16 protein-coding genes and 1 pseudogene are annotated in these 26,053 nt (G+C 40.7%); 13 read left to right on the forward strand and 4 right to left on the reverse strand.

The features are described 5' to 3' along the window. From KTR07_RS19440 to KTR07_RS19460, 5 genes are all read left to right on the forward strand, one after another. Positions 1–248, forward strand: a 248-nt coding sequence (locus KTR07_RS19440) for a DUF1793 domain-containing protein (RefSeq protein WP_217315479.1), incomplete at its 5' end; no start/stop codon positions are given. 57 nt (positions 249–305) lie between these two features. Then, the gene (locus tag KTR07_RS19445; protein ID WP_011108853.1) at positions 306–1,862 is read left to right on the forward strand and encodes an IPT/TIG domain-containing protein; all 1,557 of its coding nucleotides are present in this window, start codon (positions 306–308) and stop codon (positions 1,860–1,862) included. A 16-nt stretch (positions 1,863–1,878) separates the two neighbouring features. Further along, positions 1,879–5,001, forward strand: a complete 3,123-nt coding sequence (locus tag KTR07_RS19450) for a TonB-dependent receptor (protein ID WP_008767691.1) — start codon at positions 1,879–1,881, stop codon at positions 4,999–5,001. A 15-nt stretch (positions 5,002–5,016) separates the two neighbouring features. Beyond that, positions 5,017–7,134, forward strand: a complete 2,118-nt coding sequence (locus KTR07_RS19455; protein WP_008762470.1) for a RagB/SusD family nutrient uptake outer membrane protein — start codon at positions 5,017–5,019, stop codon at positions 7,132–7,134. Positions 7,135–7,156: 22 nt separating this feature from the next. Further along, positions 7,157–8,218 (forward strand): DUF4973 domain-containing protein, encoded by a 1,062-nt coding sequence (locus KTR07_RS19460; protein ID WP_008762471.1) that lies wholly within the window; start codon positions 7,157–7,159, stop codon positions 8,216–8,218. A gap of 135 nt (positions 8,219–8,353) precedes the next feature. On the opposite strand, the gene KTR07_RS19465 is transcribed toward KTR07_RS19460, so the two are convergent. Next, positions 8,354–10,909: a hypothetical protein gene (locus KTR07_RS19465; protein ID WP_008767692.1), complete on the reverse strand. Its 2,556-nt coding sequence runs from the start codon at positions 10,907–10,909 to the stop codon at positions 8,354–8,356. A 370-nt stretch (positions 10,910–11,279) separates the two neighbouring features. Here KTR07_RS19465 and KTR07_RS19470 point away from each other — a divergent pair, with 370 nt between their 5' ends. Genes KTR07_RS19470 through KTR07_RS19480 form a run of 3 tightly spaced genes read left to right on the forward strand, consistent with a single transcriptional unit; the run spans position 11,280 to position 12,953 of the window. Next, positions 11,280–11,873 (forward strand): hypothetical protein, encoded by a 594-nt coding sequence (locus KTR07_RS19470; protein ID WP_008767693.1) that lies wholly within the window; start codon positions 11,280–11,282, stop codon positions 11,871–11,873. Beyond that, positions 11,863–12,405 (forward strand): hypothetical protein, encoded by a 543-nt coding sequence (locus tag KTR07_RS28490; RefSeq protein ID WP_008767694.1) that lies wholly within the window; start codon positions 11,863–11,865, stop codon positions 12,403–12,405. Before KTR07_RS19470 ends, KTR07_RS28490 begins: the two co-directional genes overlap by 11 nt. Before the next feature lie 44 nt (positions 12,406–12,449). Beyond that, positions 12,450–12,953 (forward strand): DUF3828 domain-containing protein, encoded by a 504-nt coding sequence (locus KTR07_RS19480; protein ID WP_008762475.1) that lies wholly within the window; start codon positions 12,450–12,452, stop codon positions 12,951–12,953. Between the two features lie 97 nt (positions 12,954–13,050). On the opposite strand, the gene KTR07_RS19485 is transcribed toward KTR07_RS19480, so the two are convergent. Continuing rightward, the gene (locus KTR07_RS19485; protein ID WP_008767695.1) at positions 13,051–15,564 is read right to left on the reverse strand and encodes a glutaminase domain-containing protein; all 2,514 of its coding nucleotides are present in this window, start codon (positions 15,562–15,564) and stop codon (positions 13,051–13,053) included. Positions 15,565–15,577: 13 nt separating this feature from the next. Then, a complete protein-coding gene (locus tag KTR07_RS19490) occupies positions 15,578–17,392 on the reverse strand; it encodes a glycoside hydrolase family 2 protein (RefSeq protein WP_217315480.1) in 1,815 nt (604 codons plus the stop codon). 294 nt (positions 17,393–17,686) lie between these two features. Here KTR07_RS19490 and KTR07_RS19495 point away from each other — a divergent pair, with 294 nt between their 5' ends. After that, positions 17,687–20,635 carry a glycosyl hydrolase 115 family protein gene (locus tag KTR07_RS19495; RefSeq protein ID WP_011108855.1) on the forward strand — a complete coding sequence of 983 codons (2,949 nt, stop codon included), beginning with the start codon at positions 17,687–17,689 and terminating at the stop codon, positions 20,633–20,635. On the opposite strand, the gene KTR07_RS19500 is transcribed toward KTR07_RS19495, so the two are convergent. Then, a complete protein-coding gene (locus KTR07_RS19500) occupies positions 20,632–21,744 on the reverse strand; it encodes a family 43 glycosylhydrolase (protein WP_008767698.1) in 1,113 nt (370 codons plus the stop codon). The two genes, KTR07_RS19495 and KTR07_RS19500, sit on opposite strands and share 4 nt — an antisense overlap. Before the next feature lie 166 nt (positions 21,745–21,910). On the opposite strand from KTR07_RS19500, the pseudogene KTR07_RS28495 reads away from it, so the two are divergent. From KTR07_RS28495 to KTR07_RS19515, 4 genes and pseudogenes are all read left to right on the forward strand, one after another. Further along, positions 21,911–22,894: pseudogene (locus KTR07_RS28495) on the forward strand (glycoside hydrolase family 43 protein); the annotation flags it as partial. Next, the gene (locus tag KTR07_RS28500) at positions 22,892–23,824 is read left to right on the forward strand and encodes a family 43 glycosylhydrolase (RefSeq protein WP_224200667.1); all 933 of its coding nucleotides are present in this window, start codon (positions 22,892–22,894) and stop codon (positions 23,822–23,824) included. The pseudogene KTR07_RS28495 and the gene KTR07_RS28500, both read left to right, overlap by 3 nt. A 255-nt stretch (positions 23,825–24,079) precedes the next feature. Beyond that, positions 24,080–24,652 (forward strand): RNA polymerase sigma factor, encoded by a 573-nt coding sequence (locus KTR07_RS19510; protein ID WP_008762480.1) that lies wholly within the window; start codon positions 24,080–24,082, stop codon positions 24,650–24,652. Between the two features lie 113 nt (positions 24,653–24,765). Then, on the forward strand, positions 24,766–25,968 hold the full coding sequence (locus KTR07_RS19515; RefSeq protein WP_008767176.1) for a FecR family protein: 1,203 nt from the start codon (positions 24,766–24,768) through the stop codon (positions 25,966–25,968). The last annotated feature ends 85 nt before the right edge of the window (positions 25,969–26,053 follow it).

A 26,053-nucleotide genomic window follows, 5' to 3' on the forward strand; every position in this document is an offset into this window, starting at 1 on the left:
GATTGCCATTGGACTCCCGCAAAGAGTATACAAAGTCTGACTGGATTATGTGGACAGCTGCTATGTCTTCAGATTTAGAAACTTTCAAGAAATTCATAGATCCACTCTATAAATATATCAATGAAACTACTTCGCGGGTACCTATCAGTGATTGGCATCACACAGACAGTGGTGAATGGGTTGGGTTTAAAGCGCGTTCGGTTATTGGAGGATACTGGATGCAAGTGTTAATGGACAAAACTCGATGAAATGTTTAATTAACTATACATTTATTATTAACTAGAATGAAAAACATGAAATGTAAAATGAAAAAAGTATTGAAGGAATGGCGGTGGATATTGCTGGCATTATTCACGATTTGCATTTGTAGTTGTAAGGACGATGACAATGTAGAGACTGGAGCCTTTGATCCATCAAAACCTGTAGCAATTTCTGATTTTACTCCGAAAGAAGGAGGAGCCTATCAGAAACTATTGATTTATGGTGAAAATTTCGGAACAGATGTTTCGAAGGTAAAAGTGAAGATTGGTGGCAAAGATGCTATTGTTATTAATGTAAAAAGTACTTATGTTTACTGTTTTGTTCCTTCAGGAGCTTTTAGTGGTGAAATTGAAATCACTGTAGGAGAAGGAGAGAATGCAGTAACAACGACTGCGAGTACTACTTTTAGCTATGAGAAAAAGATGGTTGTAGGTACGCTTTGTGGCTATCGCAATAATCGTGATGATCAAGGTTGGAGAGACGGACCATTTGATGGACCGGAAGGTGTCAAATGCTGTGGCTTTAGCGATAACGGACGATTAGCTTTTGATCCGTTGAATAAGGATCATTTGTATATTTGTTACGATGGACATAAAGCTATACAGTTGATCGATTTAAAAAATCGTATGCTTTCTTCTCCTTTGAATATCAATACTATACCTACTAATCGTATACGAAGCATTGCTTTCAATAAGAAGATAGAAGGATATGCTGATGAGGCAGAATATATGATTGTAGCTATTGATTATGATGGTAAGGGAGATGAAAGTCCTAGTGTATATATTATTAAACGTAATGCGGATGGTACATTCGATGATAGATCTGATATACAATTGATAGCTGCTTACAAACAATGTAATGGAGCTACTATTCATCCAATCAACGGAGAATTGTATTTTAATAGTTATGAAAAGGGACAAGTATTTCGTTTAGACTTGGTTGATTACTTTAAAACTATTAAGAATGGTGGAAGTTGGGATCCTATAGTAAAGAACAATCCTAATACTTTTAAGCAGTTATTCACTATTGCTGACCCAAGTTGGGAATTTCAGATTTTCATTCATCCTACTGGAAAGTATGCTTATTTTGGTGTGATTAACAATCATTATTTCATGCGTTCCGACTATGACGAGATAAAAAAGGAATTTATTACCCCGTATAATTTTGTCGGGGGATATAAACAGTCAGGTTATAGGGATGATGTAGGAACTGAGGCACGTATGAATAATCCTTGTCAAGGAGTATTTGTGAAAAATCCGGATTATACTGGTGAAGAAGAGTATGATTTCTATTTTGTAGATCGATTAAACTTCTGTGTACGTAAAGTAACTCCAGAAGGTATCGTATCGACCTATGCGGGACGAGGAGCGTCAACTTCCTTAGCTGACGGAAACCAATGGGGAACTGATGATGGTGACCTACGAGAAGTGGCTCGTTTCCGTGATGTAAGTGGACTTGTTTATGATGATGTGAAAGAGATGTTTTATGTACATGATCAGGTGGGACATACTATTCGCACTATTTCAATGGAGCAAGAAGAGAATGTAGCCGGTGACGAGAATATACCGGAAGATGAATCAACAGTGGAATCTAACGAATAAACACATTTATCAGATTATGAAAAAATATTTAGCCATTTTTTTGTTGATGCTGGTTGTCCCATTGACGATTTCTGCACAACAAACAATTACCGTGACTGGTACGGTTACCGACACACAAGATGAGCCGATGATTGGTGTTAATATCACTGTAAAGGATGTAGCAGGTTTGGGAACCATTACGGATATCAATGGTAATTTTTCTATAAAGATGGAACCTTATCATCGACTAGTCTTCTCATACATCGGATATGATGATGTGGAAGTACTTGTAAAAGAACAGCATACTGTTAATGTAAAGATGAAAGAATCAGAGGCTAGTGTACTGGATGAGGTTGTGGTAACTGGTATGGGGGCACAGAAAAAACTGACAGTGACGGGAGCTGTAACCAATGTGAATGTGGGAGATTTAAAACGTTTCCCTACTTCCAATATGTCTAACGCTTTGGCCGGTAATGTTCCGGGTATTATTGCCCGACAAACTTCCGGACAACCGGGAAAAAGTACTTCTGAGTTTTGGATACGTGGTATTTCTACTTTTGGAGCTAGTTCAAGTGCTTATATTCTGGTGGATGGCTTTGAACGTAGCAGTTTGGATGAACTTAACATTGAAGACATCGAATCATTCACAGTATTGAAAGATGCGTCAGCTACTGCTATTTATGGTTCTAAAGGTGCAAATGGTGTAGTATTGATTACAACAAAACGTGGTAAAGCTGGAAAAATCAATATTGATGCCAAGGTAGAAACTTCTTATAATACGCGTACTATCACTCCGGAATTTGTAGACGGTCTTTCGTATGCCAGTCTGATGAACGAAGCATTAGTGACTCGCAATTTAGGAATGGCCTATCAACCGGAAGAATTAGAGTTATTTCGTACACAAATGGATCCGGATTTCTATCCGAATGTGGACTGGATGGATTTGATCCTAAAAAACGGAGCATGGAGTTATCGCGCTAACTTGAACATGAATGGTGGTGGTAACACTGCTCGTTATTTTGTTTCTGCAAGTTATACGGAAGATCAAGGTATGTATAACACAGACCAAACGTTACGTGATGATTACGATACAAATGCCAACTATAAAAAGTGGAATTATCGTATGAATGTTGATATAGATATCACCAAATCGACTTTATTGAAACTAGGTATAGCAGGTTCATTAGCCAAACGTAATAGTCCAGGACTGGCTGATAACGAGATGTTATGGGGCATGCTTTTCGGATACAATCCTATTGCAACGCCTGTATACTATTCCAATGGATATGCGCCTATTTCCCACCGGGATAACGTAAACAAACTTAATCCCTGGGTTGCATCTACGCAAACTGGATACAATGAAGATTGGCAGAATAATGTACAAACTAATGTTACATTAGAACAAAATTTTGATTTCATTACCAAGGGATTGAAGTTTGTAGGACGTTTTGGCTATGATACAGACAACAGTAACTGGATTAATCGTCATCGTCAACCAGATTTGTATAAAGCGAACGGACGTAGACAAGAAACGGGAGAGATTATTTATGAGAAAATGTTCTCCGCATATGACATGACACAATCAAGTGGTAGCTCTGGCAAACGTCGTGAATTCCTTGATTTACTGTTAAGCTGGGAACGTGCTTTCGGAAATCATCATGGAGGAGTTACTTTCCGTTACACACAAGATAGTGAGAAGCGGACAGTAGACATTGGTACGGATATTAAGAATGGAGTATCAAAACGTAATCAAGGGTTAGCAGGACGATTTACTTATAACTGGAACTATCGTTACTTTGTTGATTTTAATTTTGGTTATACCGGATCGGAAAATTTTGCACCAGGAAATCAATTCGGTTTCTTCCCGGCTTTTTCTCTTGCATGGAACGTTGCCGAAGAGTCATTTGTTAAGAATAACTTGAAGTGGATGAATATGTTTAAAATACGTTATTCTCATGGTAAGGTAGGTAATGATAATATTGGGGATAACAACCGTTTCCCATACTTATATACTATAGCCACTACAGGATATAACAGCGAAGGCAAGCCTAATTATGTATATAACTGGGGATTTGGTGATTATGGAAAATCATTCATAGGAACTCATTACACACAGATGGCTTCTAATGGCATTACTTGGGAAGTTGCGACTAAGGATGACCTGGGGATTGATCTTTCTTTGTTTAATGACAAATTTACAGCGACAGTTGACTATTTCCACGAAAAACGTACAGGTATTTTTTTAACACGTGAGTTCTTGCCTGACATTACAGGTCTTGAGAGCAAACCTAAAGCGAATGTAGGTGAAGTGAAATCTCAAGGTTTCGATGGCAATTTTGCTCTTAAGCAGAAACTGGGTGAGGTGGATATGACTATTCGTGGGAATATAACTTATAGTAAGAATGAAGTGCTCGAAAAGGATGAAGAGAATCAAGTCTATTCTTATTTATATCAAAAAGGGTATCGTGTAGATCAAGTTAAAGGATTGATAGCTGAAGGATTGTTTGCTGATTACGATGATATTCGTACCAGCCCGAAACAAGAGTTTGGTACAGTGCAGCCTGGAGATATCAAATATAAAGATGTAAATGGTGATGGTGTTGTAAACGATAATGATAAAGTTGCTATTGGCGCTACTACCACTCCAAACTTAGTATATGGTATAGGGGCATCTTTCGCATGGAAAGGAATTGATGTAAATGTTCACTTCCAAGGTGCCGGTAAATCCACTTTCCCTATTTATGGTAAGTGTGTATATGCATTCAGCGAAAGTGACTGGGGAAATATCTTTAAAGATATGATAAGTGATCGTTGGGTAGATTCAGAGACTGCTGCCAAACTGGGATTGCATGCTAATGAGAACCCCAATGCAACATATCCGCGTTTAACTTATGGGGAAAATAAAAACAACCAACAAACCTCTACTTATTGGATGCGTGATGGTCGATATATTCGTTTGAAGAATCTGGATATCGGTTATACTTTGCCAAAAAGCATAGTCAATAAACTGCACTTCAATAATATTCGTATCTATATTGCAGGATCAAACCTGATTACATGGTCTAAGTTCAAAACATGGGACCCGGAAACTGGCAATCCGCGGGGTGAAGCCTATCCGCTAACAAAATCAGTTACTATGGGTTTATCTGTTAACTTATAAAAATACTAAGAGATTATGATAAAGAAGATTTATATATTATTATTAACCGTATTAGGGATGGGAGTAATTTCTTCTTGCTCTGATTACCTGAATTCGGAGAAATATTTTAAGGATCGTCTGACACTGGAGAAAACTTTCGAAAGTAAGGATCATGTGGAAGAATGGTTAGCTTATGCTTTTTCATTTATAAAAAATGAAAACTATGAGGTGACGACTAAAGGACCAAGTGAGAATTCGTTTTGTTTTTCAGACGATATGTATTATGGTGACCGCGATAAGACAATCGATGCAACAAAGAATGAATTGTCATATAATATGTTCAAGTTAGGAGAATATGATGAGAATACTTATAATGTTGGGGCATGGGGGGCATGTTATAAAGGAATTTTCCAAGCATCAGTATTTATCCATAATGTTGACCGGTGTCAAGAGATGGCTGATTGGGAAATACTAGATTATAAGGGGCAGGCTCGTTTTGTTCGTGCTTACTATTACTGGTTGCTCTTACGTCGTTATGGTCCAGTGCCTATTATGCCGGACGAAGGAGTGGATTATACTCAAAGTTATGATCAAATAGCTACTCCACGTAGCTCATACGAAGAAGTGGCACAATATATCAGTGACGAAATGGTACAGGCTACTAAAGAGTTACAATATGATCGTCGTACTGATAATTATGCTATAGGCCGACCTACTCGTGGAGCTGCATTGGCAGTTCGTGCTTATGCACTGATTTTTGCAGCTAGTCCGTTTGCTAATGGAAATAATGATGAATATGCGCAGCAATTGGTAGATGATGAAGGGCGTCGTTTGCTTTCTTCCGAATATAGTGAAGAAAAATGGGCAAAAGCTGCTGCCGCTTGCCGTGATGTCATCGATTTAGATGTTTATGAGTTGAATATTGTAAATAAATCCACATCTGATAATGGACCTTCTGAACGTCCGACTGTTACTCCACCGGCTGATGGCGAGTTTTCCAATCAACCCTGGCCAAAAGGATGGACAAATATTGACCCGCTCAGATCATATCGTACTATCTTTGATGGTACTATATTACCTGCAAACAATAAAGAACTGATATTTACACGCGGGGCAACAAATATAGATATGTTGGTACTTCATCAGATGCCCAAAGATGATGGCGGCTGGAACTGTCATGGTATGACACAGAAAATGCTGGATGCATATTATATGAATAATGGTAGTAATGAGCCGGGTATGAACTCTATGTATCAAGGAGTAGCTAATTATCAAGGTATTGTAGATACTCGTGAACGTAGAACCGGATTTACTGATTTGCAAGACTTGAAGGATAATAAATATCCGGAATTAGGTTGGAAATATGATCCGAAGAAAGGAGATAACGATCAGGCCAAAACTGGGATGAATGTTTCTTTGCAATATGTAGAACGCGAACCACGATTCTATGCTTCTGTTGCTTATAATGGCTGTACCTGGTATTATTTGAGCCAGACTGAAAGCAAACCTGCCGATGTAAATCAACAAGTTTGGTACTACTTTGGAAGTTCCGATGGTTATCGTAATGACGGTTTCTACTTGCGTACAGGTATAGGAATCAAAAAGTTTGTTCATCCAAACGACTATCCAGGCAATTATGTTGCGAAAGCTGAAACAGCAATTCGCTATGCGGATATTCTACTGCTTTATGCTGAAGCATTGAATGAGTTGACTGGAACATACAATATACCTTCTTGGAATGAGGCGACAACCTACACTATCAGCCGTGATAAAGAACAAATGGAAAGAGGTATTCATCCGGTACGTATTCGTGCCGGGTTGCCTGACTATCCAGACGAATTTTATCTGCAGAGTGGGGTTGATGATATGCGTAAAGCATTAAAACGTGAACGTATGATAGAGTTAATGGGCGAAGGAAAACGTTACTTTGACATTCGCCGTTGGAAAGATGCGCCAGTAGAAGAATCTCTGCAAATATACGGTTGTAATGTCTTTGTTGGTGAAGCTAAGAGAGACGAATTCCATTCGGCAATTCCTGTTTACAATCTCCCGTCTACTTTCTCGGAAAAGCTATGGTTATGGCCTATCAAACATAGTGAGTTGAAACGTAATTCACGTTTAACACAGAACCCAGGATGGACAATGTATGATTAATTCTAAACATAAAGACTTATATATGAAGAAAATATATACTTTGGCAGCTTTGGCTGCAATGACAATGTTGGGAACTTCCTGCAATTCGGAATGGGAAGATGAACAATATGAGCACTACATTTCTTTCAGTTCACAACTGGATAGTAAGGGAGTGACGAATATATATGTACCTTATAGCCGCCATGATGCAGAAGGAAATTATGCAGAAGGAGGAGAAGGGAGGTCCAATTATCAGTTACCGATACTTGTTAGTGGTTCTACCGATAATCCAAGTAATGTCACTGTACACGTAGCACATGATGCTGATACATTGAATATTTTGAATTACGCTCGTTACGCTACACGTACAGAACTATATTATGAGGATATGGGAGCAGAAGGATTGGCATACGCTTCATATCCAGAATCTCTACAGATAAAAGCAGGAGAAAATAAAGGTTTACTGGATCTTAAATTTGATTTTCGCAACATTGATATGTCAGAAAAATGGGTACTTCCATTGCAGATTGTAGACGACGCGTCTTACAACTACGTAGCTCATCCACGTAAAGACTATGCTAAGGCGATATTGAGAATCTTCCCATTTAATGATTACTCTGGCGATTATTCTGGTACAGGAATAACCAACAAGGTGGTGACGGGATATGATGGAGATGGTAAACCGATAGAAACAGCAGAATCTATCACAAAATCGTCAATAAGAGGGTATGTGATAGATGAACAGACTATTTTTACGTATGCAGGAATAGTAGATGAGGATTATACAGACCGTAGAAAGTATAAAATCAAATTTGCTTTTAATGGTGAGACGAATGGTTCGGTTACTATTTCCTGTGATAATGCAGAAGAGATTGGATTTGAATTAAACAAGGACGTGACTCCTTCATTTCGTATTTCTTCATCAATGGATGACGCGAAGCCTTATCTGGAACACCGTTATGTAATAATTAATAATGTTGATTATTATTTCAATTATATACCAGTGGAAGGTACCATCATTCGCTATCATGTAAAAGGTACATTGACATTATCACGTGATATCAATACTCAGATTCCAGACGAAGATCAAGCAATTGAATGGTAGTTTCTATTAATCGCTAATCTAATGATTCAAGAAGAGGGTGAAGTTCAAGTTATTGAATTCACCCTCTTCTCTTATTTTGAAAAGTTATTTTAGGACTGATTGTGTGCCGTTTATTGTCAAATATCCTAAAGCATACTATTTCGTTTCTGCAACTGTAGAATACGTCACGCTCCCTAGCTTCCCGTCATTACTCAGTGTCTCAGCTTGAATAATCAATGGCGTGGAATACTGATTATTGTAACATTCGATCACTGCCTTTCCATTTTCATCCGTCTGCACAGTCGGATTCCAGTAAAGAGTTCGTCTTTTGTCTGCTTTATCCATGTATAATTCTTTATCTATATAAGCAGGAGAATAATACTCCAATGCCGGTGTATATCCCTGCATAACAGTCTGCCGGGTACCAAGAGCCGCAGTCTCGTGTTTATTCAGAACATCATGTCTGGGCAATGGAATGAGGTAGAAAATACTATATTTGTCCAGTTCCGATACATCTACATCATTGGAATTAGACATTTTGGTATTCTGGATAATTTCATCATCTACTCCTCCTGTGCCTTTACTGATGATAATAGAAGCCAAACCGTCTATTTCAGTCAGCATCATGTTTACTTCTGTTGACGATAGAATTTTGTTATCCATAATATAACAGATCGGTTTCTGGCGGTAAGTACAGTTATCATTGGAACGGTCCCAGTAAAAGAGTGGATTTAATTTTTCCATCACCTCCGGGATAGTGGTGACAACTTTGCCATTGTCGCGAAGCTGATCGACAGCCTGGCGTATATCATAGTAGGCATCAATACTTTGCTCATTAATTTTAGTCGCCATATTCGTACTTTGACTGCGCCGCTTACTTTTGATTTCAACTTCGTCCAAAAGATAAAGCCCGTCTACCCGACGGATGGAATCCATATATAAAGAGTCGAATTTTTCAGCTTCCTGTTGCCAGTGGGCAATGTTGCTCCACTCCGGGTGCAACTCTCTGTAACCGTATGCACGCGTAGCAGGCGAGAAATGCCGGTCGATGAGAATAGAAGCGTCCTTATTTCGTTCTTTTCCCACTTTGCGAGTCTGGATCACAGCTTCCATTGATCCCTCGAAATCTTCCAGCGGAATGCTGAAATGTCCGTTCTCATCCGTAACGGTCTGACCGGTAATAATCTCTGCATCTCTCTTCACCATTACGCTGAGAGCTATATCCTTCAGCTTGTTTTTGAGAATCGTAGATTTGACTTGTCCATAAAGTACCAGTTGGCTTTCTGGCAACTGAAGTGGGGTGAATGGGCTGATACCGATCTGTTGTGTCATATCATATTTACGCCATCCGTGTACCATTAACAGTATATCCAGTTCCTTCTGTTTCCGGAGAGAACTCTCTGTGAAGTAGTAGCCGGGTTGATGAATGTAGCCTTTCAAGTCCGATGTAAGTAGAAGGTCGGTGAAGATATTGTTATCATATTCCATATAATCAGAGCGGACGGCGTCACGGATACTGACTGATAATTTGCCGGGTATCGGTTCTCCTATGGCGTTGTTCAACTGCAGTTCGCAGCGGATGGGAGCATAAGGAGCGTAAATCTCTTTTAAACCTTTGGGCGAGATTTGTAAAGGAGCCCGTGGAGAAGCAAAGATAAAGCGGTCGCATAAAGTATTTCCGGCACGATTGAGCAGACTGATTTGTAAGACTCCTGCCGGTAACTTGCGCGACAATACTGTAAATTGCTGAGGCTTATTTGCCTGACAGTGGATAAGCTGATAGGCATGGGGACGTCCCTGATGGCTTATAAAAACGGCTAATGTATCCTGCGGGGTCGCTGCATTACATGATACCGTCACAGAAATAGCCCCTGCATTATTGCCTACTTTCAGAATATACCCGCTTGGCAGTGCTTTAGGGAGGGTAAATTCATACTGTTTTCCTTGAAAGTTTACTTTAGCGATTGCCGGCAGAGCAGAAGGCGTATACTCAAAAGCTCCCATTCCATCGTGTAAAGTTTCAAAAGACGTGATTTCTTGCCCTTCTTTGGTATAAAGTGTGCCTGATAATTGAATATTTCCTTCATTTTTGCTTTCTGCTTTGAAAGCAACCTGCGAAGTTATCCCTTCGACTAACTGTCCTCCTTCCGGAAAGAAACGCAGACTCAGCTTCTCTCTTGTTTCTTCCGGCCTTTTCTCCATAGACGGACTCAACTCATAGGTGCTGATACTACGCTCCAACTGGTCGCTATGAGAAAGCTGATAGACAGGGAAAGTACGTGAAAAGTACTGCGGATCACTGAATGCAAGCATCCAGCGGGTGTAAGCACGTACTTCGTAATAACCGGATAGCATTGACTGGGGGAGTACAAACTGCCCGTTGCCTTCTCCTTGTGATAGTTTAATGATCTGTTTATCAGTAACGTGCCCTGCCTGATCTACCAGTTCCACATACAAAGGACGGCTGATTGAACTGAAAACTTGTTTTTCGGCAAGAGTGACATATGCTTTGAACCATATCGTGTCGCCCACATAATAGCTTGTATTATCAAAATGCAGATATGCTTTTTCACGCGGATAGTTATCGGCAAAAGTTTGAGCTTGATTCATGTACTGTTCGAATATCACTTTAGCGGGTGGATTTTCTCCACGTGCAGATATTGCTAAAAGTCCGCATACTGAGAGTAAAAATAATAACGGTTTGTTTTTCATATTAGTGCTGTCTATTTTTAGTTGTCTATTTTATTGTATGATTTTTATGTTCAGCACTTTCTCTGTGCTATTTTAGTATCATGTGAACTACTACAAAGATAGCGGTTTCGATGAATAAAGAAGGAAAAAAAACGTTCAATCTAAGAAAGAAACTGTTCATTACTCTATAAATACTAATCGGATTGCTGTTTCATGTTGATAATTCTTTTTATCAAAATTCGTTTGTACTGAATGAGAAAGGCTGCCTTATTTTTATTGTTGAATAGATTTTATCATTTTTTGAATAGAAAATGTTCGTGTTTCTATTGTTTTTTGTCGTTCTTTGTGTATCACATTAAACAAAATCTAATCAATGATAATAAATAGAATTATGAGAACACTTATTATTTTGCTTTTATGCACGAACACGAGTTTTGCGATAGCTCAGATTTCTCCCAAAGCAGTTGAGAAGAATAACCAATCTGTGAAAACTGCGGGTTTCTTTAATGATTCCGATTCTTTAAATAAGGCTATTCATCTTTCAGATGAGGCGATAGCTTTGGAGCCTTCATACAAACTGGCATATGCAAATAAGATTAAATACTTAATGGCGTTGGGACAGAAGGAGAAAGCACTGCAAACCATGTTGCAAATGGAGAAATTCTCTCCGGATGATCCTTACTATATTTTAGGTAAGGGAATGATGCTGGAAGAGAATGCTAAAAAGAGCCTGGCTATGGATGCTTACAAACAAGCTGCCTCTCTTTTCAAAAAACGCTTGAAGGAGAAACCAACTGAAGCAGACCTGATGAATTATGTATTCGTACTCTTTTTGAGGGATAACAAAAATTATTCTTTGGATGAAATCGAAAAGGAGTATCCCCAAATCTTCAGTCCAGCAATAAGACAACACACGAAAAAGTTGATAGATGAACTTAGCAATAAAAGAGAGGATGTAATTCATGAGATGCTAGGTGGTAAATGAAAACATAGGGATTGCGGGTGGTTTACTTCATTCCTATTTTGTTGATGGAGCTATTCTGAATGATTCTTGCACGCTGTTTGTTCCGGATGGTGTTTCTCCGTCAGAATATCGTCAGTCTGATGCTTATCAACAAGCATCCAAGAATCAGCAGGAGCATGGTGGCTCTCTTAGCCTTGTTGCCGATTCACTACAATATGCGTATATGAAAGCTCAGGTTGAGTATATAATATTGCCGTTTAAGAAACGGTTGGATGGCTTCACATATTGGCAAAGAGAATTGGAACCGGCCATTCATCCGGCCTTGAAAGCGTATGTCAAAGCGGAAAATGCGACAGGAGGAGTTTCTTCGGTTATGATATTTTGGGAAATTGCCAGGAACACGGATCATTTTTGCAGTGATTTTAAAACAGATCGTGATGTGCGAATGTTCCTGACGCTTTATTTCTGGAAATATTTGTGTTATTTTGCAAATATAGATTTTTATACCGGTCAGGATAAAACTGAAGAGATTCTGAAGGGGGAGGCTGATTAGTTTGGAAATCTGATTATTAGTTTAAAACAAGAACCATTAATGTTATGAAATTGAGAATTGTACATTTGTTATTATTGCAGTCCGTAATGCTTCTTCTTTCCTGTTCCAATCAGAGCCGGAAGAATATGGATACATCGGCAGAACCAGCTGACGTACAGGCGAATGTGTCGGACAGTAGTAGAATTGAACAAGAAGCCATCGGCATGATTGAAGACTTTTATGAGGCTTATGCTGCCAGTTTCATGTCCACCGGTAAAGAAGCTCTCGCACTTGGGGATTCAATTAAGCAAAAGTTTCTGACCAAAGAGCTGATAGAGAAAGTTGATAGGCTGATAGAGGCGACAGATGCCGATCCGATCATTCGTGCGCAAGATTTAGGTGAAAATGACATGAAAACATTGTCGGTGAAACATCTGAATGATAATTGGTATGAGGTTAACTATACTTCGGCTAAAGGCAGCCAGTATGAACGTGCCGTGAGTATCCCGGTCAGAGTGGTTAACGTTGACGGACAATATCTGATTGATGATATAACTCCGGAAAACTGATCGTATCATTAAATGATATGAAAAAAGACAAACAGCATCTTTTACGCTAGGCAAAAGGGCTGTTTGTCTATATTCAACGAGGAAAAGAGTATTCGTTTTATTTCTGTTCTTTGACTTTTTCCATCAGTAGCTTCATGTAGTAGCCACCTACTACGGAACGTGCCTTGAAATTCATCATCTTTCCTGTATTCGTATCATGCCAGTCGCTGATAGGCACACGGGAAGTTGTTTCGTTCGCATAAGTATAGATCGGGTCGATGAACTTTTGGAACGTAGCATCGTCTGGAGACATACAGGCACTCCATAGTACCCAGTCGGATTTGGTATATTGTGCGCGGGAGTCCAATAGCAAACCATATTTATTTTGCTTGGTCAGATAGAAAGGAATTTCCGTATCAAATACTTTCTGCGGGAAAATGTTCATGTTAAACACTTTGTCCCATATCAGATTGTATTTCTGACTCCACGTTCCCGGTTTGTCAAATGCCAGTTTGTAGTGATCGTCGTCAAATGCCATCTTCTCCCATTCTATCGCCAGTCTTTTGGCGGTTTCGATGTATTTGTTCGCAGTTGTTTCTTTGCCCAGCATACGTGCCATTTCTCCGTATCCGGCGATTGCCATGATCGCTTTGGCGGAAAGATTGGCATTGTGTGCCAGATGTCCGGCAAAGTCATCTGTACAAAGTTGGTTTTCAGGGTCCAGACCGTTCTCAATCAGATAGTTTGCCCATGTTGATAATGTTTCCCAGTATTTGGAAGCATAGTTGGCATTGCCTTCCATCATAGAGATGGCTGTAGTTACCAGAATCATGTTTCCGGCTTCTTCGATAGGCATATCTTCACCATAAAGTTGCCCGTTGGCTATTGGATAAGTTCCTAAGTCATGAGCGGGGTAAGGCTTGTTCCAGCGTCCGCTTTCGCTGTAGTAGAAGATAGAGTTGAGCATTCCCTTCATCAGTTCCGTATTGTAAATAAGGTATAGTGGAGCGGATGGATAAGTTAGGTCTACTGTGTTGATACAGCCGTTACTATGGTTCTCTTTGGATAAGAAAAGCAGGTTGCCTTCCTTGTCGGTAAGGAGTTTATGGGCGGTAATGGAGTGGCGGTAAGTCAATGCGAGTAGTTCGGCATATTTCCTGCCTCCGGCTTTTTCTGCATCAGCCATCAGTTGTTGGTCGAAGGCACGGCAACGTTTCATCAATGAGGGATAAGAAGCCTGCGCACGTTCGAAAGCATCAAAGATGCTGACTTGACCGTTGTGTTTCCAGTATGCCATGCGGCGTTCGTAGAAATATTCGATCGAGTAGATATCGTCGTAGCCTAACATCACATATCCGCTTTTCCCTTGATTGTCTACCTTGCCTAAGTTTTCGGTATAAGCCATGGCGGGCATATCGCTTTCGCTGCGGGTGATGAAATCCTGGGAGTTTGGCAATAGTTTGCCGTTGGTGATGAAGGCTTGCTTCATGTCATAGTAGTTACCTATGCTTAAGTCCTTGTTGGGTGCGCTGTTGCTTCCCAGATAAGCATATCCCCAGTCGATGCGTACACCGTCTCCTTTACGTTTTACGTAAGGCTGGTCGATGGTACCTGCCTTGAGGTAATCCATTCCGTTTTTGCTGATCTTTTCTGAGATGGTTGGTTGTGACGGTTCGTGTACGGCAAGTTGCGGGGTTGTTTCGATATACACTTGCACATCATGTTGTTTCTTGTCGAGTGAACGTACCCGATAGGAGATGTAGTTGATAGGGGTCGAGATAAGATCAAGATCTTCCATCAGCAGAGGTGCTGTGAATACGAGATCCAGTTCTACCGGACCGCAGGTGAATGTATAGTAGGTCTGTGTCGGTAATACATCGACAGACTTCTGGATAGCAGCTTCCTTGAAGTTGCTGAGCTGTTTGTTCTCACGGAACAGGCCGAAATCAACGTATGCTCCGCCGGTTGTGTTGTGACAGTGTGCTGCAATAATGTTTGTTCCTTTACGGAGCTTGGCTTTAGCTGATGCGGATAGTTCGATGGTAACATCGTCATTCCAGGAATAATCGGTTGCCACCAGTTTTTCTCCGTTCAGATAGAGCTCGAATACATCGTCGTGTGAATAACGTAAGTAGATAATGTCGTTTGTCAGGTCTTGATTGAGGTTGAAACTACGGCGTACCCAGATGTCTTCGGTGTTCCACTCTGTGCCGATGCGTTTCATGTCTTTGGTGCCGAAAGCGGCTTTGCCCTTGGTCCATCCGGAATCATCGAACTGGGGCTGTATCCAGTTGGCCGCCGGTTGGCTCATGGTGAACTTTGCTTCCCAACGTTCGGTGTTTGTCATCGGAAGGATTGTTTCGAGGTTTAGCTTGTCCTTGCCCATGAAACGATATACTTTCCCGTCCACCCGGAGCGCTCCCAGTAAAGGATGGGTGGCGGCTGTCCAGTGTTCGGTGTTCCCTTCGTTCAGTTCGTTGTAGGGAGACCAGATAGCAAGATAAGTGTCGGAAGTGATCAGAGGTACGGACGGTGCACGCAAAGCGATATCCTGACTCGTTTTAAACAGGTCAGTTGCCTGCACATTGCATGCGAGGCAAACTGACATGATTGTAGAGAATAGTTTATTCATTAATATGAAACTTTTATTTATTTAGCGAGTTACAAATTTTCTGGTTGATGGCTTTGATTTTAGGCTCGTCTACTTTAATAACTTTCCGGTCGTAAGTAACCAGACCGTTCACTTCTTCTTCCACATCTGTGATTTGTGTGTATACGGCAGCCGAGAAGCCTTTCTCGATCAGTTCCAATAAATGGTGTGCATATTTTATGTATTCATTAGTCACTTCTTCCGGCGTGTTGAACTTCACGTAGCCCCAGTTCTTGTCTGCCAGCCACAGATGTCCTTTCAGTGCCATACCTATACCGCCATATTCGCCCAGTACGGTAGCGCGTATCGGATCGTAGAGATAGAGGTTCGGTCCGGGATAGTTATGAAGGTCGAGAATATCTCCGCACGTGTAGTGGTTACCTCCACTGGCAGGGTTTACCAGACGGCTGGGGTCGTATTCTTTCGTCCATTTAGTGATTTCAGGAGTCTTGAATTGTCCCCATGCTTCGTTGAAAGGTACCCATACGCCGATGCTCGGATAAGAATACAGGTAGTCGATAATTTCTTTCCATTCTTTGCGATAGTTAGCTTCTGATGCTGCGGAGCGGATGGCGTCTGCGCCGTCATAGTACTTGTGCATCTGCCATTCGGCAGGACCGCGACCTCCGTTCGGCATATCTTGCCATACGATCAGTCCGAGTTGGTCGCAATAAGTATACCAGCGTGCCGGTTCTACTTTTACGTGCTTGCGCACCATGTTGTAGCCGAAATCTTTGATCTTCTTCAAGTCATATACCAATGCTTCGTCTGTTGGCGCTGTGTATAAGCCGTCCGGCCACCAACCCTGGTCGAGCGGACCAAACTGGAAATAGTCTTTGTTGTTGAGTTGCAGGCGTGTAATACCATTCTTGTCTTTATGAGTTGAGAATTTGCGGAGAGCGGTGTAACTCTTCACTTGGTCTACAGCTTTGCCGTCTTTATAAAGAGTGACTTCCATATTATAAAGTGAAGGAGACTCGGGTGTCCATAATTTAACGTCTTCCGGCATTGTTAATTCTACCGGTACGCCATTGAGCGCTGCTCCTTTGGCTACGAGGTTTTTGCCGTCGAATACTTTCACTTCCACTTTGTCTGGAGAGCATACGTTGGTGGCTACTTCCACTTTGACAGTCTTCTTGTCGATATCCGGAGTTGTTTTCAGTTGGGCGATATGCTGGGCAGCTACCGGTTCCAGCCATACAGTCTGCCAGATACCTGTGACTGGTGTATACCAGATTCCTTCCGGTCTTTCTACTTGTTTTCCTCTCGGCTGTTCGCCACGGTCAGAGGGGTCCCACACTTTCACAACCAACTGGTTATTGCCTTTATTCAATGCGGAAGTAATATCAAAGTAGAATGGAGTGAAGCCTCCTGTATGTTGTCCTACTTTTACGTCATTTACCCATACATCGGCTTTCCAGTCCACAGCTCCGAAGTGCAGTAATATTTGTTTGCCTTTCCATGCTGACGGTACATCAAAAGTACGCTGATACCATAATTCCTGATGCTCGTTAATGGTTTTACCTACTCCTGACAGGGAAGATTCGACTGCAAAAGGTACTAAAATCTCTCCTTGGTAATTGTTTGGTGCCGGTTCTCCTTTTTTAGTAATCGCATAATTCCAGCTACCATTCAGATTCTTCCAATCCTGGCGTTCCATAATGGGGCGTGGGTATTCCGGTAATACGTTTTTAGGATTCAACTGCTCACCCCACGGAGTCTTTATCTTATCACCGGCGGGCTTCCATTGAGCGAATGTCGGGCTACAAAGAGCCAATGCGAATAGCACTGCTAGAAAATTCTTTTTCATGGTAATTATCTTTATATGTATTAAATAGAAGAATTAATATTCATAAAAGGAATATTGCAAAGAAAAGCTAATCAGAGAAGAATAAAGGAAATTTGCTGTTCAATAAATGATAAATGCTCGTCATTTTATAGTGAATGACAGTTTTTTATGCGATAATGGTTATTTTTTGTCCTTAATTGAATAATAAGTAGCTTATATTACCGGAGATAATTATGACTTTTGGAGGGAGAACAATCGTATGTTTCCGCGGATAGTCGTAAATAAACTGAAAAACAACTATAATAAACTTTATCAATGAGAATTCTTTTTTTATTAGTAGTATTGTCGGTTACTTCTGCCCTACAGTCGCAGGTAGTCATTAAAGAGAATGCTATTCAGAGTAAGTATGCTTTTCCCTTGGTTACTTCGAAAGCGAAAGCTGTAGTAGTTTATGATACTGATGACTATTTGGTGGTACGTAAGACTGCGGAGCTTTTTGTTTCGGACGTCGAATCAGTGACCGGACAACAATTACGGTTGACGGACAAACTGAAAGGCGACAAAGAGATTATTATTGTGGGTACAGTTGAGAAAAATCGGCTGATCCGCCAGTTAGCTGAGAAGGGCAAGCTAGATATCTCTTCTTTGGAAGGGACATGGGAACGATTTCTGATTCAGACGGTTTCCCGTCCATTCCCCGGAGTCAGCAAAGCGCTGGTAGTAGCGGGGAGCGACAGGCGGGGAGCTGCGTACGGACTTTTTTCGCTTTCGGAAATGATGGGAGTGTCTCCTTGGTACTGGTGGGCTGATGTTCCGGTGAAGAAACATAAGACGCTTTATGTCGATGCCCCCGCCACTTTGTCCAAGACTCCTTCGGTGAAGTACAGAGGAATTTTCTTAAATGACGAAGACTGGGGACTGAAACCTTGGGCTGCCAAGACATTCGAGAAAGAAAGAGGAAATATCGGTCCTCGTACCTATGCCAAAATATGCGAGCTGTTGCTGCGACTGAAAGCTAATCATCTGGCACCGGCCATGCACCCCGTTTCTACCGCATTTTATAAGATACCGGAAAATAAACTGGTAGCTGATACCTTTGCCATTGTTATGGGGTCCAGTCACTGCGAACCGTTATTGCTGAACACTGCCAGCGAATGGGACAGCAAGACGATGGGACCATGGGATTATAACAAGAACAAAGATAAGATCAACGAGGTATTGAGTAATCGTGTGAAGGAAAACTGTGCGTATGAAAATGTATATACGCTGGCTTTAAGAGGCTTGCATGATGCAGCTATGGGTGGCGGAGATGTGCCGATGCGGGAAAAGGTTAAGATGCTGGAAAGTGCACTGAATGCTCAGAGAGAGATCATTGCCCGGCATATCGACAAACCTGTTGAAACAATCCCACAGGCATTTACGCCTTATAAGGAAGTGCTGGAAATCTATTCGAACGGACTGGAATTGCCGGATGATGTTACAATTATCTGGGCGGATGATAATTTCGGTTATATGAAACGTCTGAGTGGTCCGCAGGAGCAAAAGCGCTCCGGACGTGCAGGCGTTTACTATCATATATCTTATTTGGGTGTTCCTCATAGCTATTTGTGGTATAGTACTACCCCTCCGGCATTGATGTATGAAGAACTTCGTAAGGCGTATGATACCACTGCCGATCGTGTCTGGCTGGCGAATTGCGGAGACTTGAAAGGGGCTGAAACACAAATCTCCCTTTTCCTTGATATGGCTTATGATATAGACAGCTTCAATGCGGATAATGTCGCCACTTATCCGGCACGTTGGCTGGCAAAGATGTTTGGTGAGGAGTACTACGATACATTGGAAGATATAACTTGTTCTCATATAAATTTGGCTTTTTCCAGAAAGCCGGAGTACATGGGCTGGGGATATTGGAATAACTATTGGGGAGGCGGAGAGAAACGTACGGATACGGAGTTCTCTTTTGCTAACTATAATGAAGCGGAAAGACGCTTGACTGAGTATAGCCGTATTGGGAAAAAAACGGAGGATTTGTTAGCTTCATTGGACGAAAAGAGTAAACCGGCTTTCTATCAATTATTATACTATCCGGTGAAAGGGGCCGAACTGATGAATCATATGACCATCAAAGGACAGTTTTACCGTCAGTATGTCCGTCAGCAACGTGCTGCCGCCAATCGGCTTAAGGCTCAGGTGAAGTGCTATCATGATAGTCTCGAAATCATAACCGATGGATACAACTCTCTGCTGGATGGAAAATGGAAGCACATGATGTCTTTAAAACAGAACTATGATGGTACGAGTTCCTATTTCATGATCCCATTGATGGAAGAGGAATACACACCTGTTGGCTTTCCTAAGCTGGGGCTTCAGGCAGAAAGCGAAAATTTGGATAAAGGAGGAATGAGTTTTCATACATTGCCCGCCTACAGCACTTATTCACGTAAAAGTCATTGGATAGATATATATAATCAGGGGACCGGAGAGCTAAGCTGGAGTATCACGCCTTCGGAAGACTGGATACTGATCTCTCAGAAAAGTGGTAAGACGTCTGCGGAAAACCGTATCTATATATCTGTTGACTGGGATAAGGTGCCGGCAGGAGAAAAGGTGAAAGGACAAATTGATATAACTTCCGGCACCCAGAAGGAGACTGTACTGGTTTCTGTATTCAATCCTGAGTCTCCTGCACGCACAGAAGTACAAGGATTGTATGTAGAGGAGAATGGTTACATTTCTATTCCGGCAGCCGATTTCCACCGGAAGTTTGAGAGTAATGACATTCGGATGAGTATCCTTCCGGGACTTGGTTTTGAGGGGCGCTCTTTGCAGTTGGGGAATCCGACAGCTCCCTTACAAATGTATCGTGCAGGTGATGTCCCCAGGGTGGAATATGATTTCTATACATTTAATGCCGGGATTTATGATGTATATACGTATGTTTTGCCGACATTTCCCTTGCATGCTGAGCGGGACTACAAATTGCCGGAACATACTAACTCGGATACAAAGTATAGTGTCCGTATAGATGATGGTTCCATTTCTACTCCTTCTACTTCAGCTATCGAATATTCTCAAATCTGGTATGATAGCGTATTGAAGAATTGCAGAGTGAATAAGTCTACTTTGTATGTAAAGAAGCCCGGTAAGCACACTTTGCAGATACGCTGTGGTGATCCGGGCGTCGTTATTCAAAAGATTGTCATTGACTTGGGAGGAATGAAGCGTTCTTATCTCGGCCCTCAGAGTACAATCTGTAATTAGTTCTGTTTTTTATGAATAGGGGAACCGGATGGCCTTGCCATTGGTTCCTCTTCTTTTTGAGGGGTTCCCAGCACGGGCATTCCGTCTTTGTCCCAGTCTATCTTCTGTAAACGGGGAGAACGGGAATCGGATGCGCCAGGAGCGTCATTCGGTATCTGGCGGGCATGATATAGCATATACCATTCTTTCCCATCCGGAGACGGAGTGAAAGATATTCCGCCGGGACCGTATACATTGTTTTCAGGGTCTTGTTGTAGTACCGGAACCGGAGACTTCTTCCAGGAAGCCGGATTGAGTAAGTTAGCTTTTGCGTCTGCAGTCAGTAATCCGACACAATAATAAGGAGTCCAGCTACCACTGGCTGAATAGAAGATGCATGCTTTGTCTTTATTCTTTGATTCAAAATATTGGGGTGCTTCGTTTACATGTATCGGATAGGCTGTTTTGCTGCCATCCGGATTTACCCATTGGCATTCCCATTCATATTCAGGTTTGGAGATGAGAATCCTGTCAGAAGACAGTGTCCATGGATTCTTCATAGTAGCGATGTAGATACATTGGGTTTCACTGTCTATCCTTCGTTTTTGCCAGCCGCACCATATCATATAGCGTTGGCCATCATGTTCAAAGGTGCTGGCATGGATTGCCCAGTTGTTGTCTTTATCTGTCTGTATGCGTCCTTTCATCACAAATGTTCCTTCCATGGGGTTGGCGGCTTCATTCTCGACAACATAAATCTGGTGATTATCCATATTGCCGTCGTCTGCGGCAAAGTAAATATACCATTTGTTATTTATACGATGAATTTCGGGTGCCCACAGATGATAGGAGTTGCTGGGGTCGGTGGGTATCCATACATCTTTTTGAGTAGCATGTGAGAGGTCTGTTATATCATCGGTTTCCCAAAGTATGACTCTGTTTTCTGAGCCCTGTGTATAATAATATTTGCCTTCATGAAAAATAGCCCATGGCTCTGCTCCACGTTCAAGTAACGGGTTCGTATAGGTATTTCCTGCGGCTACAGTTTCTTTCTCTGTTGTAGCCTTCTTATGCTGGCAAGAGACACCGATTAATAAGATAATGGATAATAAAAACAATCTGCTTCTCATGGTACTTCTCATTTGATAATGACAATGCAAAGTAAGCATAAAATATTGATAAATCATGCAAATGGAAGTAGAATGGTCAGTTTTTGTTGTTAAATGAACTGTAATTTCTGAAACTTTTCTTTGTTTTTTCTCATCTTTGCGAAGTGAACTTTTAAATAAATAATATATGAAACTTAGACATCTTTTTCTTTTCTGTGTAATTTGCTGTTCTGTATCTATATCTGCCCAAAACAAAAGTAAGCTTCCGAAAACGAGTGGTAATCCTATTTTCCCTGGTTGGTATGCCGATCCGGAAGGGATTGTGTTTGGAGACGAATACTGGATTTATCCTACCTATTCTGCCGCTTATGATGATCAGATATTCATGGATGCTTTCTCATCAAAAGATTTGGTAAACTGGACCAAGCATCCGAAAGTACTTTCCAAAGAAAATATCAGCTGGCTCAGACGTGCATTGTGGGCCCCGGCAGTAATCCATGCTAATGATAAATATTATTTCTTCTTCGGAGCCAATGATATCCAAAATAATAATGAGTTAGGCGGAATTGGAGTTGCTGTAGCAGACAATCCTGCAGGACCTTTTAAAGATGCGTTGGGAAAACCGTTGATTGATAAGATTGTAAATGGTGCTCAGCCGATTGATCAGTTTGTATTTAAGGATGATGATGGACAATATTATATGTATTATGGTGGTTGGGGACATTGTAATATGGTGAAGATGGCACCGGATTTATTGAGTATTGTACCTTTTGAGGATGGTACTATCTATAAGGAAGTGACTCCCCAAAATTATGTGGAAGGGCCGTTTATGCTGAAACATAATGGAAAATATTATTTTATGTGGTCGGAAGGTGGCTGGGGAGGTCCGGATTATAGTGTAGCCTATGCCATTGCGGATTCACCGTTCGGTCCGTTTGAAAGAGTCGGAAAAATTCTGCAGCAAGATACTAATATAGCAACCGGTGCTGGTCATCATTCGGTAGTTAAAGGTCCCGGATCAGATGAATGGTATATCATTTATCACCGTCGTCCGTTGGGCGAAACTGCAGCGAACAGCCGTGCAACTTGTATAGACCGTATGTATTTTAATAAAGACGGAAAAATAGAGCCTGTCCGTATGACTTTTGAAGGAGTAGGAGCTAGCCCTTTGGCAACCCCTGTTCGCGCTAAAACATATGCTAATCCTGTAATAAACTTTAGTTTGCCCGATCCTACTATTATAAAAGGAGACGATGAATATTACTATCTATACGCAACTGAAAGTATTAAAAATGTACCTATTCATCGATCAAGAGACTTGGTAAACTGGTATTATGTAGGTACTGCTTTTACAGATGCTACCCGTCCAAACTTCGAACCTAAAGGGAGAATATGGGCACCGGATATTAATAAAATCGGTGATAAATACGTAATGTATTATTCTATGTCCACTTGGGGAGGTGAGTGGACATGTGGTATTGGTATTGCTACTGCTGATAAGCCGGAAGGACCATTTACTGATTTGGGTAAGTTATTCCGGAGCAATGAAATCAATATACAGAATTGCATTGATCCTTTTTATATTGAAGATAATGGAAAGAAATACCTTTTTTGGGGGAGCTTCCACGGAATATATGGTACGGAACTGACAGATGATGGTCTCTCTTTGAAGAAAGGTGCTCCAATAGAGCAAATAGCCGGTACTGCTTATGAAGGTACGTATATTCATAAACGGGATGGTTATTATTATTTGTTTGCTTCCATCGGCCGCTGCTGTGAAGGTTTGAAGAGCACATATACTACAGTTGTGGGGCGTTCGAAGAATCTGTTCGGCCCTTATGTTGACAAGAAAGGGCGTTCAATGTCAGATAATCATCATGAGATATTGATTCAGAAGAATAAGGCATTTGTCGGTCCGGGGCATAATTCTGAACTGGTGACAGATAAGAAAGGAAACGATTGGATGTTCTATCATGCGGTCAGTGTTGCTAATCCGGAGGGCCGTGTATTGATGATGGATCGTGTGCAGTGGAAAGGTGGCTGGCCGTTTGTGAAAGGCGCTGTACCTTCCTTGGAGACTGCTGCTCCGGACTTCAGATAAGTTTTTTCATATGGCTATTCATTTCTTTACAATGAAAAATGAGCATATAAAATGTAGTTGAAGTTTAAACAAATAAATTTTATCCAGACACTTTATCCAGAATAGAAAAAGTATTGGGGAAATTGCAAAGAGAAAACTATTTATCTATAGGAAATGATGGCTTTTCTCTTTGCAATTAACTTTTTCTATAAAGGTGGGCTTTTTTTTGATTTATTGTTTTATTTTTGTCCTTGTAAACTCATAAACTTGTTATAGATGGCCTCAGATATACACACTCTCTCTGATTCTCTTTTATGGAAGAGGTTTCTCGAAGGAGATTCGAGTGCGTATTCTCAAATATATAATCAGACTGTACAAGAGCTGTTCCGATATGGTTTACTGTATACTTCGGACAGGGAGTTGGTCAAAGATTGTATTCATGATGTGTTTGTGAAGATTTACACCAACCGTGCCAAATTAACCCCTACTGATAACATTATAGCTTATTTGATGGTGGCACTGAAAAATACACTCTTTAATGCGTTAAAGAAAACATCTGATTCTTTTTCATTGGACGAAGCTGATGAGAAAGAAGACCAGTCCGAAGAGCATTTTTCTACTCCGGAAACTATTTATATAAATAAGGAACAAGAGAAGAATACTCATATGAAGGTGCATGCTATGATGTCCTCCTTAACCACCAGGCAACGTGAAATTGTTTATTATCGGTATATTAAGGATATGAGTATTGATGAAATTAGTAAAATCACGGACATGAATTATCAGTCTGTATCTAACTCTATCCAGCGGGCTTTGGGGCGTGTACGGAATCTATTCAAGCGAGAATAGGAGAGAAGAATATTCAGCTTTTTCCTGCCCATCAAAAAAATATCGAAAATAGTTTGAGAAAAGTGAGTATAAAATCAAAGTAGAACTGTTATCCTAATGTAAAGACAATAAAAATGATTAATTCAGAACTGAAACATACTGATTTTTCTAGATATACTTTTGAAGAATTCCTTCAAAATGATTTTTTTATTTCTTCTGTTAAATATCCAACAGAAGAGATACAAGAGTTTTGGGATCGTTTTGAGAAATCTACTCCTTCTAATATAGATGATTATTTTGCGGCAAGAGAATATATAGAAACGATTTCTACTTCAGAAGGTGATTTGCTTTCGGATCAGGAACTGGGAGAGTTGTGGGCTGATATCCAGACAACAAATATTAAAAATGATAAGATTAAACATAAAAACTTTTTTCTGATAGGGTTGACTGCCGCAGCCAGTGTAGCTATTTTGGTTGGTAGTTTCTTTTTATTAAAGAATTATCAGGCGGTTTTGGCTCCTGATATTGCGACATTTGCAGTTCAGACTAAGACCGAATTACCGGCTACAGAGGAAACATTGTTGATTCTGGCAGAAGATAAAGTCGTAAGTCTGAAAGAAAAAGAGACTACAATTACCTATGATTCTGTAGCAATTAAAGCTAACGAAGAAAATATATCCAAAAAAGAACTGGCGGTTTATAATCAGTTGGTTATCCCACGTGGAAAGCGTTCTGTACTGACATTTTCTGATGGCTCTAAAGTATGGGTGAATGCAGGTACCAGAGTCATTTATCCTACAGAATTTGAAAAGGATAAACGCGAAATCTATGTTGACGGAGAAATCTATATTGAAGTAGCTAGAGATGAAGAACGTCCTTTTTATGTACGTACTAAAGATATGAACGTTAGGGTGCTGGGTACTAAATTCAATGTGACAGCTTATGAATCTGAGCCAATTCGCAGTGTGGTGCTGGCTCAAGGGTGTGTGCAGGTTGAGACGACGCAAACCCCAAAAGCTATTTTAGCTCCTAACCAGATGTTCAGTTCTGTAGAAGGGAAGGAAAATATTTCACAGGTAGATGTGGAACAAATGATTTCATGGGTAAATGGTCTCTATTGTTTCAATAGTGCCGATTTGGGAATTGTATTGAAACGTCTGTCCACTTACTATGGAATAAATGTCGAATTTGACTCAGCGCTAAGTAAGATAAAATGTTCCGGAAAAATTGATTTGAAAGACAACTTTGAGACAGTAATTAATGGATTAACCTTTGTAGCACCAATATCTTATGCCTATGATGGACAGTATAAAACTTATCGGGTCGTGAAAAAATAGACACAGAAAAATATAGTAATTAATAAAATAAATCTCAAGAATTTATGGCGATTTTTATAAAGAGTGGATAATACTGCTGTATTAT

The organism is Bacteroides sp. MSK.20.82 (genome assembly GCF_019052485.1).
GTDB lineage: Bacteria > Bacteroidota > Bacteroidia > Bacteroidales > Bacteroidaceae > Bacteroides > Bacteroides thetaiotaomicron.